The organism is Mesorhizobium sp. WSM4807, assembly GCF_055811615.1.
In genome coordinates, this window is the sequence record NZ_JBVVQY010000018.1 from 1 (window position 1) to 13,415 (window position 13,415).

At 60.6% G+C, this 13,415-nt stretch carries 13 protein-coding genes; 2 read left to right on the forward strand and 11 right to left on the reverse strand.

What is annotated here, in order from left to right:
* Positions 1-378: 378 nt before the first annotated feature.
* Both AC0L3N_RS21990 and AC0L3N_RS21995 read right to left on the reverse strand, forming a co-directional pair.
* Positions 379-2,283, reverse strand: coding sequence for a TPR end-of-group domain-containing protein (locus tag AC0L3N_RS21990; protein ID WP_473549498.1), 1,905 nt, complete (start codon positions 2,281-2,283; stop codon positions 379-381).
* Between the two features lie 576 nt (positions 2,284-2,859).
* Entirely contained in the window at positions 2,860-4,143 is a 1,284-nt protein-coding gene (locus AC0L3N_RS21995; RefSeq protein ID WP_473549499.1) for a cystathionine gamma-synthase family protein, read from the reverse strand.
* 2,064 nt (positions 4,144-6,207) lie between these two features.
* On the opposite strand from AC0L3N_RS21995, the gene AC0L3N_RS22000 reads away from it, so the two are divergent.
* Positions 6,208-6,576, forward strand: coding sequence for a DUF2934 domain-containing protein (locus tag AC0L3N_RS22000; RefSeq protein ID WP_473549500.1), 369 nt, complete (start codon positions 6,208-6,210; stop codon positions 6,574-6,576).
* A gap of 156 nt (positions 6,577-6,732) precedes the next feature.
* On the opposite strand, the gene AC0L3N_RS22005 is transcribed toward AC0L3N_RS22000, so the two are convergent.
* The 9 genes from AC0L3N_RS22005 to AC0L3N_RS22045 all read right to left on the reverse strand — a co-directional run bounded on the left by AC0L3N_RS22005 (position 6,733) and on the right by AC0L3N_RS22045 (position 12,541).
* Positions 6,733-7,635: a hypothetical protein gene (locus AC0L3N_RS22005; protein WP_473549501.1), complete on the reverse strand. Its 903-nt coding sequence runs from the start codon at positions 7,633-7,635 to the stop codon at positions 6,733-6,735.
* Between the two features lie 1,052 nt (positions 7,636-8,687).
* Positions 8,688-8,996, reverse strand: a complete 309-nt coding sequence (locus AC0L3N_RS22010; RefSeq protein WP_473549502.1) for an EthD family reductase — start codon at positions 8,994-8,996, stop codon at positions 8,688-8,690.
* A gap of 251 nt (positions 8,997-9,247) precedes the next feature.
* Positions 9,248-9,607, reverse strand: a complete 360-nt coding sequence (locus tag AC0L3N_RS22015) for a hypothetical protein (RefSeq protein ID WP_473549503.1) — start codon at positions 9,605-9,607, stop codon at positions 9,248-9,250.
* A gap of 68 nt (positions 9,608-9,675) precedes the next feature.
* The gene (locus AC0L3N_RS22020) at positions 9,676-10,356 is read right to left on the reverse strand and encodes a hypothetical protein (protein WP_473549504.1); all 681 of its coding nucleotides are present in this window, start codon (positions 10,354-10,356) and stop codon (positions 9,676-9,678) included.
* Positions 10,343-10,555 carry a hypothetical protein gene (locus tag AC0L3N_RS22025; protein WP_473549505.1) on the reverse strand — a complete coding sequence of 71 codons (213 nt, stop codon included), beginning with the start codon at positions 10,553-10,555 and terminating at the stop codon, positions 10,343-10,345. Before AC0L3N_RS22025 ends, AC0L3N_RS22020 begins: the two co-directional genes overlap by 14 nt.
* The gene (locus tag AC0L3N_RS22030; RefSeq protein ID WP_473549506.1) at positions 10,540-11,667 is read right to left on the reverse strand and encodes a helicase RepA family protein; all 1,128 of its coding nucleotides are present in this window, start codon (positions 11,665-11,667) and stop codon (positions 10,540-10,542) included. The genes AC0L3N_RS22025 and AC0L3N_RS22030 overlap by 16 nt, the downstream gene beginning before the upstream one ends.
* Positions 11,664-12,059: a hypothetical protein gene (locus AC0L3N_RS22035; RefSeq protein WP_473549507.1), complete on the reverse strand. Its 396-nt coding sequence runs from the start codon at positions 12,057-12,059 to the stop codon at positions 11,664-11,666. The genes AC0L3N_RS22030 and AC0L3N_RS22035 overlap by 4 nt, the downstream gene beginning before the upstream one ends.
* A complete protein-coding gene (locus AC0L3N_RS22040; protein WP_473549508.1) occupies positions 12,056-12,187 on the reverse strand; it encodes a hypothetical protein in 132 nt (43 codons plus the stop codon). The genes AC0L3N_RS22035 and AC0L3N_RS22040 overlap by 4 nt, the downstream gene beginning before the upstream one ends.
* Positions 12,188-12,316: 129 nt before the next feature.
* Positions 12,317-12,541, reverse strand: coding sequence for a hypothetical protein (locus AC0L3N_RS22045; protein WP_473549509.1), 225 nt, complete (start codon positions 12,539-12,541; stop codon positions 12,317-12,319).
* 171 nt (positions 12,542-12,712) lie between these two features.
* Here AC0L3N_RS22045 and AC0L3N_RS22050 point away from each other — a divergent pair, with 171 nt between their 5' ends.
* Positions 12,713-13,354: a hypothetical protein gene (locus tag AC0L3N_RS22050; protein WP_473549510.1), complete on the forward strand. Its 642-nt coding sequence runs from the start codon at positions 12,713-12,715 to the stop codon at positions 13,352-13,354.
* Positions 13,355-13,415 lie beyond the last annotated feature (61 nt).

Consider the following 13,415-nt stretch of genomic DNA (forward strand, 5'->3'; position numbering starts at 1 on the left):
TGCTTCCGGCTGGAGCATCTTGCCGGGTGGGACTTGCACCCACTGGAAAGCGCCGCCTTGTCACGGCGCACGCCATTTCTTGACATTCCCGGCGATACTCCGAAGCGGACCTTCACGTAAGGGCTCGAGTCGACCCGTGACGGAAGTCGAGGTAGCCGCTCGCCCGCATTGACAGCACTCAGTCGATCCCTCAGCCCAATGCTTCTGCGCAGGTCAGCTATTGTCCGGCAATCGCAAGCCGCCGCCCATCTCCACGCCGCGTTTCCGGCGTTCGAGAAGCGAGCACCATGCCGAGCACGATCGCCTTTGCCAGTATCAACATCGCCGTATTTTCGTCCCTCATCGTCGAGCTGTCCAAGTGGCTGATGGCGACGTAGGTTAGCTTTCGTTTTCTGGCCGATGCCTGGTCTGTATGAACGGTCCGGTTGGCAGTCCAACTTGCGTCAGCAGCGCCTGAAAACGCGGATGGTCGTAGACATTCTTGAAATCGCTGTCGATCAGCCAGCGAGCGGTTGCTTGGGGCGCGTTGACGGCCCAGCGCTGGAGCAAGTCGAGGGCCTGCTCGCTTTCGCCCAACAGCGAATAGTCGCATGCGGCGTTGAATTGCGTCAGCGGATCGTCCGGGGCGATGGTTAAGGCGCGAGACACCCATTCGAGCGCGCGCGCTCTCTCGCCGAGTCGGACCAGCGCACCGGCCCCAAGACTGGCCGCCAGCGGGATGTCGGGATGTGCGGCGAGCGCGCGTTCGGCTCGCTCAACGCCAATCAGTGCGGTCCGTCTGGCTTCTTCGTCACGCCCAAGGTCAGCATAAGTCTGCGAAAGGATGAGCCACTCCTTGTAATCATCGGGCGAGAGCGCAACACAGTGTTCGTCCATCCGTGCCGATGTCTCAAGGTCGCCCCGATCGCGCGCGGCAAAGCAGTAGAAATAGTAAGCTTCATAGAGGCTTGGGGCCAGTTCGATCGCCCGCTCGAATTCGGCGACGGCTTCGGGGTAGCGATCCTTGTAGTGGAGCGCCATCCCGTAGGAGGTGTGCGCTTCCGCCAGATTGGGATCCAGCTCAAGCGCCTTCAGGCTCGCCACGTGAATATCGTTCACAGTCGTGTCTTCATGCTGGTTGATATAGAGAAACCAGGCGCAATCGGCGAGGCCGGCATAGGCGCGCGCATAGCTCGGGTCCAGCTCCGCCGCCTTCCTGAACATGCGTTGTGCAAGCAACACATGCTGCTGTGTATGTAGATGATAGAGATGGCGACCCCGGAGATAGTAGTTATAGGCGTCGATGTTTTGCGTCTGTGCCGTCTCGATCGCCTTCTTTTCATGCGGCAGCAGGTTGACCTTCAGCTGCTTGACGATCTTCTTCGTGATCTCGTCCTGCATGGAGAAGATTTCCGTCAGGTCGCGGTCGTGGCGATCGGCCCAGAGGTGCGTGCCGTCCTTCGCGTCGATGAGCTGTGCATTGATGCGCACGCGCTGGCCAGCCTTTCGAACGCTGCCTTCGAGAATGTAGGCGACGTTGAAGCGCCTACCCACCTCCTGCACGTCGGCGTGCTTGCCCTTGTAGGTGAACACCGAGTTGCGCGCGATGACGGATAGCGCCGAGACCTTCGACAGATCGGTGATGATGTCCTCGGTGATGCCGTCGACAAAGTATTCCTGTTCAGGATCGCCGCTCATGTTGGCGAACGGAAGCACCGCGATCGAGAGCTTCGCCTTTGCGAAGGTCGCGGAACTCGAGGAGAGTGTGGCGATCCGCCTGCTGGTCGGTAGATCGAGCATTACGTCGAAGACACGAACCGGGGGATCGATGTTCTTCAGGGTCTGCTCGCCCCTATCCTCGAATGCGAGGTCGAGCTTGTTGCCGATGTGGTCACGGACAGTGCCCGAGACAGCAACGCCACCCGGCTTGGCAATGCCCTCGATACGCGCCGCAACGTTCACGCCGTCGCCGTAGATGTCGTTTTCCTCGACGATAATGTCACCGAGATTGACGCCGATGCGGAACTCGATCCGCTGGTCCTGTGGCACGTCGACGTTGCGCTCGCGCATCTTACGCTGGATGTCTGTCGCGCACGCGACCGCGTTCACCACGCTCGGGAATTCCACCAGGATGCCGTCGCCGGTCAGCTTGACGATGCGCCCTCGGTGCTCGGCAATCTTCGCTTCGACAAGCTCTTCCCGATGAGCCTTCAACGCCGTAAGTGTGCCGGCCTCATTGGCGCCCATGAGGCGGCTGTAGCCGACCACGTCCGCAGCGAGGATAGCAGCCAAACGGCGTTCCATGCTTCTCCGCCTTGAGGCTCAAACAGCACGCACCTTACCACGCGGCGGCCGCTTGTGGAGCAGCGACCTAGGGGAACGCACTCCATTTAGCTTGCGATCACGAACGTCCGAGTTGGGTCCACCAGCACTGGTTGCCGCGAATGTCGGCTATTGGGTAGCAAAATGGGTTGATGAAGGTCGGCTTGGGGTCACGCCACGACGATAGTCGAACCGACCTGAAGGTCCGCTATTAAAGATCTGAGGTCTGAAGCTGCCAGTCCGCTAACGGCCCCACACCGGTCATCCAGAGCGTGCGCCCGAATGACCGCTACTGGCCACACGGTCCGACCTCTACGACGACAAAGTCTGGCATACTCCATCACAGGTTAGGGTGATCGGCCGCAAAGCCTGTTGGTGCTGGCGTCTTGCCGGCGCCGGACCGGTCGCGGGGAGCGTCGGGGGAGCGGCCGCGCTTTTTTTCAGCGGCCATGCCCCCTCCCGGTCAAAAAAACCCGGGGTGGGGTCAGGGTGACCCCCTGGACGCGGCAATCGCGACGAGATGGATGCCAGTCCGCCCATCGGATGTCATGGCATTTTTCAGGCGAGGGCCAGCGCCTGGGTGATATCGGCAACAAGGTCGTCGGGGTGCTCGACGCCGATCGACAGCCTTATTGTCGACTCAAGAACGCCGATCCGTTCCCGGACCTCTTTCGGCACACCCGAATGGGTCATAGCGGCAGGATGGCTAGCCAGCGATTCCGTGCCGCCAAGGCTGACGGCAAGTTTCAATATCTGAAGGGCGTTGAGGAACGCGAACGCCGCGGCCTGACCGCCGCGAATGTCGAACGAGAACGTCGATCCGGCGCCCGTGCATTGCGTCTTGAATACGCCTGCGGCCGCAGTGTCGTCGCCGAGGAATGGCAGATAGGCCACCCTTTCGACCTTCGGGTGGTCAGCCATGAATTCGGCGACGATGCGGGCGTTGGCGTCGGCTTTCTCCATGCGAATGCTCAGCGTTTCCAGCGAGCGGCCGAGCATCCAGCACGAGTGCGGATCGAGCTGCGTGCCGATCGCCCCCCTAAGCGCCTTGATCGATTTGGTGACGGCCTTGCTGCCAAGTGCCGCGCCAGCGATCAGATCGGAATGACCACCGACATATTTGGTCAGGGAATAGACGGAAACGTCAACGCCGTGGTCAAGCGGACGCTGAAACACCGGTCCAAGCAAAGTATTGTCGCACACAACGACCGGGCGCTCGCCCTGTTTGGCGGCGATCTCGTCGGCGATGCGGCCGACAGCCATGAAATCGACCAGCGAGTTGGTCGGGTTGGAAGGCGTTTCGATGAAGATGACCGATACGCGTCCTTTCTTGCAACCTTCATCGGCCGCCGTGCGAATGGCTGACTCATCGACACCATCGGCGAAACCCACCGCGCCGACGCCAAAATTGGCCAAGGTCTTGGCTAACAAAGTTTCGGTGCCGCCATAAAGCGGTTGCGAATGCACGATGACGTCACCCGGACGGGCGAAGGCAAGCAGGGTGGTGGCGATGGCCGACATGCCGGACGAGAACAGGATGCAGGCCTCGGCCCCTTCGTAGATTGCCAGGCGATCCTCGACGATTTCGCTGTTGGGATGATTGAAACGGGAATAGACCAGCCCGGCTCCGGTTCCGCTCGGCGGTTCCTTGCGGCCGGATACGAAATCGAAGAAATCGCGCCCCTCTTCGGCAGATCGGAACACGAAGGTCGAGGTGAGGAACACCGGCGGCTTCACCGCACCTTCCGACAGCTGAGGGTCGAAGCCGTAGCTCAGCATCAACGTTTCCGGATGCAGCCGATGATTTCCGATATGCGTCTTGGACGGACGTGGGGCGGTCATGACGATCCTCCGATCAGGTTGTTCAGACCAAAATTAGAGGAAGAACCAACCCCAGTCTCTTGCTAATCCACACGGTTCCATTGGTCATCAGACGGATCGATCCGGCATGCGATGGTACGCTTGCGCCCGAGGATGCTGTCTTTTTTTTGACTCGAAAACGGTCCGGTCGGTCCGATCTCTTTCTAATTCTAAGCGCGAACAGCAGCCAAGGACCGATAGTGGCGCAGGTAGTAGGAGAATAGGAAACCGGACCGACCGGACCGAAATGGTTGAGCCGAGGGCCTGGGCGCCAAGCCGGAAGACGTAGTGCACGGTCCGCGAGGCGCGCAGTTGCTGCAACATCCGACACAGCAAGAGATCAGGAGGAATGAAGGCCGGCCTTCAGCGAGCTCACGCGGCGCGCGGAGGCCGGCCCGGGGCCGCGCATATAGTAGAGCTCTGGCCGGTAGCGCGGTGCAACGAATTCGCGAAAGGCTGATGCCAACCGAGTGATCAAAGCCCAACGTTCCATGACCCAATCTCTCCCTGGGCGCACTCTTAGCCGATTCCTATAACCGCAAGACTCCGCCGCGGGAGGCTGTTCGTTTCCGATTTTTGTCTGCGCTACGACGCCTTTTCCGCCGACCGCGGACGTACCGGCGGCGGCCGCATCTTTCAGGAATGCTATGCGCGACCACATCCACAGTCTCGCGGCCATCGAGGCGCTCCCTATGACCTTGTGACGGCCGGCGGACATGGAGGCAAAGTCCGCGACGCCGACGCCGATACGGTCTCGGGTGATGGACCACTTGAACAAAAGACCGAACCGGATTGGGACGCAGTCAGAAATTCCCATGAGGTCTCGGACGACAAGAGAGCCAGCCCTAGGGCCGCGGCCAAGAACACTGCGGGAAGGCCGAACAGAAGCTTACGCGACATCATTGTCCCAACATTGTCCCAACCTCACACACCGGTATCGATGTGGAACAGCGTCTTTGCGCCCGGCATGTCTGAAACTGTGGGAGCAAGAACCGTGCCACGCGATTCGCTAGGCCGGGCTTCCGGAATCAGCGGAGGCAAGAACAAGACGGTTCCGCGCCACTGCCGGCCTGGCCAGCATACTCCTGCAAGAGTTAGGTGAGCGACCGCAAAGCCTTGTGGCGCCGCCGCTGGTGGGGAGTGTCGTGGGCGTGCAGCATCCGATCGTTGCACTTGGCAATGCGGCAACCAGCGACGGCCGGCGCAGCCTTGCCCTTGACGGAAGCGAGCACGCCGGCAGTCTCATAGCGCTTCGGAGTGACGGTCCATGCGTCAGCCTGTTCGGCATCTCTAACTGCGGATCCGTCATGCACATTCAGAAAAACATAACGTTGGAACTTTCTGAGGAAAGCGAGGCTGGCATGAGCGCGGCCCTACTGATGCGCTAGCCGGTTTCCGAGCGTTGTTTCGGCCAACCTAGCCAGCGCTTGCTCGACTTTTTGAGCCGACGCGTCCGTGCGCTTGATGTGCCGCAGCATTTCCTGCCTCAGCAGCGCGAGCCTTGCGGCGCGATATACTTCGCCGTGTTTCGCAGTTTCAAGGTGAAGAGTCGCTAGCTTCATGGGCGACGATTCCAACTTGCAGTAGAATTCGCGGATCCGAATTTCGTTCCGATGTCCGACCTTACGCTTGTCGCAAAGGGGCGCGCTTCCTCCAAACAGAGGCACAGTTAGCAACATTTTTTCGTCCTGCCTGTTGGGCGCTATCGGCCTGTTTGACTGTCTAAACCGGCTATCGGCCGGGAGCGCAAGGCGAGAGACATCACCCCGACCTTGTCCCAATACCTTGCCGCTGTAGGTATTCCGCCTCGGTCTCGTGCTCGAAGAATGGTGACGCCAGCGGCGCGCCATAGCGACGCTCGCCAGCATAGGGCAGCGCATACTTCCACCAATTCGAACGACGCGTGCCGCCCGTGTTGGTCTTTCAGCCATCCGCGAAATGCGCGCTCACCATCCTGGCGCCAGAACTCCCGCAACTCTTCATCGCTAGGTCGGATCGTTCCGACGCTCCTTCGCGTTGGGTGAGAACCCACAAGGAGCAACGATCATGTCAGACGACAAACACGAACGCATTAGGCGCCGCGCTTATGAGATATGGGAACGAGAAGGCCAGACGCACGGCTTGCATGAGCGCCATTGGAATCAGGCAACCCTAGAGATCGAGACCGAAGACCGCTCGCTCGGTGCTCGTCCACCGGCAATAGCTGGTGCCGATGTACCAGGTCCCGCGCAGACCCCAAGCCGAGAGAAGAAAGGCAAGCGCGCTGCTGGTCAATCGGATGTTGAGGCGGCGGAAGCACTGGCGATGAGAACGGGCATCACCGGCGATCAAGCTCAAGAGCTTATCGACCGCCTCGGTGACGATCCGCCGGCGCTCGATGAGGCGGCGCGGAGCCTTAGGGCGTCCGAACGGTAACCGCCGGCTTTCTCAGGCAGCCCATCGCTGTAACTCGACAGATCGCCGCAGATTTTCAATCTCCGTCCCCCGCCAGCGGACCGCCGCATCGGCCGAACAAATGAAAGCCCGCGCCTCTGGCGGAGAGAGCGGGCCGCTCGGATCGCGGTCTGAGTTTCATGACGTTGGACCGAGATCGCGGTTTCGCCTTCGACGCTCGATGATGCGAGCGTTTCGACGAGCGACTCTGAGTTCGGTAAGCGTCGGCCGCCACCAGCCCCGGGCGTGCTCCATCGGTCCGGCCTCACGGCGAGCCGGCCATGTCCTGATGAGTTCCGTCAGCGTCGCCAAGCGCCACGTTCCCCACACGTAGTCGAAGTCCCCCCGCAATGCGTGTGGGTACAAAGCAGTCAATACTGACGGCTCGACAAGTTCACCTGACACATCGGTAAAGACGACAATGCCGTACTGCTCTGTTGCGACAGCGCGGCCCATCGGAGGCAAGTCTTCAGCAGGCAACGGATAGCGATGGCGGCGGCGTTCCGCATATCGCAACCGCGTGGTTCTTTGAGCTTCCGAGTCCCTCTCCGCCTCGCGTCGTCGCTTCCTTTCCTCGGGTTCGCTACGTCTGGCAGCCTCTTCGATTGTCGGCCATCGGCGCCGCAGTTCCTCATAGGATCGAAACGGCACGCGCCACGCCCGGAGCTCATCGTCCCAACTTGCCCAGGGAATTTCGTGTAGTTCCCGAAGGACGGTCTTCGAATAGGGTGTCCGAATGCGCAGGTCGTCGGCAACCTCGAGATAGGGACTGGAGATCGGATCGAAAGCGAACGCGTCGCGCCCCTTGCTGTCGGTGTGGATCGCCAGCAACTCGGCCTCACGCGCCAGCCAGCGGTCAACCCGGCGGGCCGCCGTCTTGCCTGGTACAAACCAGCTCCTGCGCTCATCGCTCCACCTCGCTCGCGGAAATGCCGCCCGAAATCGTTCGACAGTCATTCGGTCATAAGGAAAGTTCGCCAAGGCACCAGGCGTGCCTTGTTTCTCCAGCGCATGCTGATGCTTTGGTTCCTCCACGGTCATGCCGTCAATTGTGTTGGATTCGCAGAGAAACGTGCCGCCGGCCCTAATGGTTCACACGCGAACCAGAACGTGAGTGCCCTTCGCAAGGGACGCCGCCAATCACGACGGACGCCCCCGAGCGCGTCACGCTAGAGGCTGAGCATAACGCCTTTGAGGGATTGCCCGAGAAGAGAACGACGCTGCGCTCCTTTCAGCTCTGCTTGCAGCTCTAATGTGCAGTGTTCGCCATGCGCACCTTGCGGGGGCGAAGCTTGCGCGCCATGCTGATCGCATGAGGGGTCTTACAATTGCGCTGACGACTATGCTGGTCGGGATCGTACCGGCCAGCGCTGACGTCGCGTTTGATACCTGCGTCAAGCAACTCTGCACATCGACCAAACAGACCGATTGTTGGGTTCAGGCAGGTGCCGCGCTATGCGATCGCGATCAGATCCAGTGCAAGGAGCTTCCCGACCACGCGCCGGCGGCGGTGAAGGATAAAGTCGCTCGGCGGTGGGAAGTACGGACCGCCTACGGCAATGGCTGGGTGAGCGACCGAATGATAACGATCTACGGTTCAAAATGCGGGTATTGACGCGACCGCAGGCTGGGAAACTGGCCAGTCTGATCTTGCTGATTTCGACGGCTCCTGGCGTAGCTGCGGAATGCCGCTCCGTGGGCGGGCATCTGTTGGGTGAGCCGGTGACAGCTACACGCCGCCAACGCTGAGCGGAGATCGGCTGACGTTGACCGGGATGTTCGGGACGGTTCGCTCGCCGAAACGCGTCCTGCGATGCACGCCCCTTCACTCGGGCGTGTGGTGCGAAAGGGTGTTCGGCCCGCTCCTCATCACAGTGATGACAAACGGAAAGAAACTTACCGAGACGGTTACGGATCGTCAGACTGGCCGCGAGCAGGCCGGCATTGCGTATGTCTGTGATCGGGCCATCAAGTTCTGACGTTGGATTAGGCCCTGCGAGAAACCAGGTCCAATCTATTACTGCCTATCCGGCACCTGCCTGGGCGGCGATGTCGTCACCCGTCATGCTTTCCACCGGTGGGCTTGGCGAGGCTCAGACTTCCGTAGTCTCGAAGAGCAAAAGCTCCACTCCGCCGTCCGCAAAATTGCCAAGATCGGCCGCCGTGGCCTGACCCTCGGGAGATGAAAGGGCCGCTTGAATGTCCGCAACGGAATCGAAGTGGAGCGTAGCTACAAGATGGTAACCTGAGGCCCCGCCCGGCGAATGGACGCCGCCATCGCTAATTTCGTATTTCCTCAAGCCGGGAATCGTTTTGGCGAGCGGAATGTGGGTCGAAACATAGTAACGATCGAATGCGGTCAGGTCTTTCGGCGTCTTGTAGAGTGCGACAAGTCTGGCCATGCGCCCCCCCTTTTCAACCGACACTCACCGCCGGCTACTTGCGCAAAAGAATACTCCTCAGCAAGGGCGCTGGCAAATGAGGTGACCCTCCCTCCGCAGACCAAGATGAGCTGGAGATCAAAGCTCTTCGTGGTGACCTTATGGATATATTCGGAACAATGGTCGCCCCGCAAAGTGCGGCCTAAGCGCAATTTCGCTCTCCTTTGCCGGGTAGCACTTCGCCCAATTGCCGGGCCGAGCGAGCGCGACGATCAGGCTGGCAGCGGCTCGCGCGGATTTGCAATCCGATAGGCCCACGCCTCCTCGTCGTCGACGTTCGGCGTGTCGGGTCGAAAAACGATGAGGAATTCGGCCTTGCCGTCCTCGTCGTTGGCAACCTGATACCCGCCATCGAAATCGAGGCGGGCAATGTCGGCGGCGTCCGCCTTGCGATCAAGGCGGACGTGCGCGGCGAGCCACGCAGTGCCATCGGCGTGCAACTCTGCCTGCGTCACATACACGAACTTGCGCCGATCGCCTTTCAGGGTGACAGGGCCGGTCGGATAGCGCCTCGGCTCGCTGCGCAGAAACTCGACGAGTTTCCGCTGCCCGAATTGTTGAATGTCGTTCATGCTCCTTCTCCTATGTTGCCGGCCGCCTTGATTGACGCCGGGATTGGCTCGCCTGTTCCTTGTTGCGATCATGACGCACCGCCGCCGTCGTCGTCAGGGACGTCTTCATTATCAAGCGTTATATTGGCGTCACGTAACGCCGCCCGTTGACGTTCCCGAAATCGGCGCTGCCGCAATGCGTTCGGGGTGATTAATTGCTCGACGATCGGCGGCTCGCTTTCGCCGGCAAGTTCGCGGTAAGAGAGCGCCGGCATGAGGCTATCAATCGTGGGCAGGCTCGCGACGAAGGCAAGCGCCGCTTCCGAGGTCAGTCCGGCGACCGCAATCTGCGTCTGAGCTTCGACCGAGGCTTGTTCAATTTTCACAATCGCCTGCTGCTCAAGCGTAGCGACCTGTGCCTGTGCAGCCTTCCGAAGCTCGTTGCGGCGTTCGGCAAGGGCATTGCCGTAGCCTCGGTGATGCCAGATGAGGCTCAGGCCCGGCGCGAACTGTTTGGGAATTCCCATTTTCTGACAACGGACCGCAACTCGTTCTTGCGCCTTCTTGACTTCCACCTTGGCGGCCTTGGCGGCAGCGGCCCAAATCTCGTCATCGTCAAATCGATATTCCGCCGCCATCTGGCTTTCGAAGTCAGCGAGAAGCTCGATCGAGCGCGCCTTTGCGGCCGATTTCTGAACCTTCTCGCGCTGCCGGATCAGGCGATGCAGGTCCTCGCGTTCGCCCTTTGTCATGCTGTCAGTCATGGTCATTTTCCTCTTCTTTTTTGGAAGTTCGAAACCGCCGCAACGCATACGCACCTACGAAACGGGGTGAAACCTCCCCCGAAGGGGGGAGGTTTTCATCCCCTAAAGTTTCGGTTGATAGGTGCTGCGGCCGGTGCGTTGCGCCCGTGTCTTTCAGGAAAGGTTTCGGCGAGGTTTCGCGGGTTTCGTTCAATGCGGCAGCCATATCCATTCCTCCCACTGCCTGATCCAGCCGTTGGCGTTCAGATGGCTGAGTTCCTTGCTGATCAAGGCGCGCTGGCCGTCCGGATTGTCGGGATTGCCGACACCCCGCGACATGGCGTTTTGCCTGACGTACTTGCGGTTCACGCCCTTGCCGCGCGGTAGGTCATCGCAGATGGGCATAATCTCGCCATTGGTGCCGAGCGCATCATGGACGGCATCCAAAACCAGCTTCCTGACACCGCTCGGCTGGCGTCGCGCCGCTTCGGCTTCGACAGGTTTCGGCGAGGTTTCGGCAACGACGACGCAGGTGGAACGGCGGCGTTTTCCGGAGTTTCCCGAAACCTGCCGCTTTTCGAGCCGGAACGACCATGCCAGGCCGTCCTCCCCATCCTTCATCTTATGCAACATAACGGTGCGGATGCCCTCACCCGATATCTGCCACTCGCAGTCGGTCGCGCCGTTCAGGTTCGACGATCCGCGCATACCGCGCTCGGCATCCTTACCGCTATGGTGGACGACCACGACAACGCAATTGAAGGCGACTGCGATGGCGGCAGCGTTGTCGACGAAGGCGCCCATGTCGGCGGCGGAATTCTCGTCGCCGCTCCTCAACGTCCGCGCTAGCGTGTCAACGACGACGAGCCGGATCGGCGCAACGTAGGGCCATTGCGCCTTGATATCGGCGATCAGCGCGGCGGCCTCGCTTTTCTTTGGGCCAAGATTGGGTGCCAGCGCGATCATGGCGAACGGCGCTGCTTCCGGTATCGCCTTTTCGGCGCGGGCGGCAATGACGCGCTTTCTCAGCCCGGCGCCGGCCTCGGCGGCGATGTAGACGACGCCGCCCTGGCTCACTGCCTTGCCGAAGAACGGCAGGCCGCCGGCGACGCATAGGGCGAGATCGAGGGCGAGAAATGTCTTGGCTGATCCGGGCGGACCATAGATCGTCGCCAGTCCGCGCAACGGCAGAAGATCCTCGACCAGAAATTCCGGGTCGGCGTCGTCGACAATGATCTCGGAAAGCAGGGTGAGCGGGAATTTCGACCGCTTGCGCTGTTGCTCCCGATCATAATCCTCCTCGGGTGTTGTTTCGAATGCGGGAGCCGCGCCGCTCATGCCGTCGCCTCCCGTCGCTGGCGCAGCACGAAAAGCTTAGGCAGGCGCGGCGGCTGCAATTGAAGCTTCAGTTTTGGCAGCAGGCGTTCGGCGACGGCGATACGCGGGGCATCCTGTAGCCGCGACCAGCAACGCGACCAGTCGATAATCACGCAGCCGTCACGGGCAGCCCGTAGCCAATCCAGCGGGTTCTCAAAGAGGTTGAGATTGCCGTCGAAGGCATAGGTGCCGGGGTTGACGATTGCATCCTCGCCGAGCGCGAAGGCGCGGCCGTTCCATCTCGCCAACTCGCCCGATTTCGGCTGCCAGAAAACGCAATCCTCGGCCTCAGGGAAAACCAGCCAGGCCGGCCCTGACGCATCCTCATCGAAGATGTTGTCGGTCGCCCTCACCCACGCGCAAGCCGCACAGGCTCGGGTCGGATTAACGCCATCAGCGGCACACCAGCGCCGAGCAGCCAATCAAGATGTGCTTGCGTCGGGCTGCCGAAGGCATCGATATTGGGATAGGGCATGATCATGGCGGCGATCCATCATGGACGCCGCGCGGCAACTTGTGCGATCAGGTCGTGAAAGATATGCTTGCCTCGCCCACAGACAGAAATCTTTGCACCCCGGCCTGATCGCGCGCCACCACGCGGTCGGGCCGTTTATTCTGCGGCTACCGTTTCCGTTTCGATGCCAAGAGCATGGAGAACACGCGGCACTTCGGTTTCCGGAATTCTCTTAACGCCGCCCAAGGTCACGGAGGCAATTTCCCCCGCCGAGACGGCCCGCTCGACACGCCGATAAGGCAGGCCGGTCGCCCGCGCGAACGCCGCAATCGAAAATCCAGGGCCTATCCGCTTCAGTTGCTTCTGTTGGGCACGGATCATGAAAACCTCCTATTTTCTCAGCGCGCCTAGCCCCTTTGCCGCAACACCTTTCGTTGTTTCGTCAAAATATGCCAAAGAGGCATCATAAGCGCAATAAGTATCTTTCCTGCGCCAAATTTCATTGCTATACGTTGCGATATGCCGCGCAATGAAGCGAAGCGAGGACATGAAATGGCGCTCGGAGAACTAATCTGGACTGGCCGCGCATGGCCTGCGGCGGAGATCGTTGGCCGAACCGGCGACGACGTCGCCTTCAAGGCCAGCGGCAAAGGTCGACCTGTCGAACTCGTAGGACCAGCCGCTTGGTGGCGCAATTTCTCAGAGATCGATCTCGACGATCCTGATGCGGTCCTATCGATCGTGCGCCGCCGCGGCGATCCGTTCGGCCAATTGTCACAGGCGACGCAAGGAAACACGGCCGGGTGGGCATATGTCCTGAGCTTGCTGAAACTCGCCGCTTCATGTTGGACGCGAGACAGGACGCGGGCGAGCCTCTGCTCCGTTTGGGACAACGGCTATGTCATAGACGCGCTGCTCGCCTCGCCGCTGTTTGTCGAGTCCGTTGCCTTCGTGCCGCATGTTGGCGAGGTCGGGAAAGGGGCGACCGCGCGTCGTGGCCTGACAATGCGCATCATCCCTAAAAACCTCGCGGCCTATATGATGACGAGCGCAATCCTTCATCTTGAGAGCCATGACGACATGGCGCTTTGCCAGCACTGCGGCGACTGGTTCGTCGAGCGTCGGCGCGGCACACAATTCTGCTCGGCTTCATGCCGGGCGGCATCCAGCACATCAAAAAAGGAGAGAAAGTGATGGCCTCAGTTCGGCGGCAGGTAAGCACGACCGGCAAAGTCTTTTTTCAGGCGACGTGGAG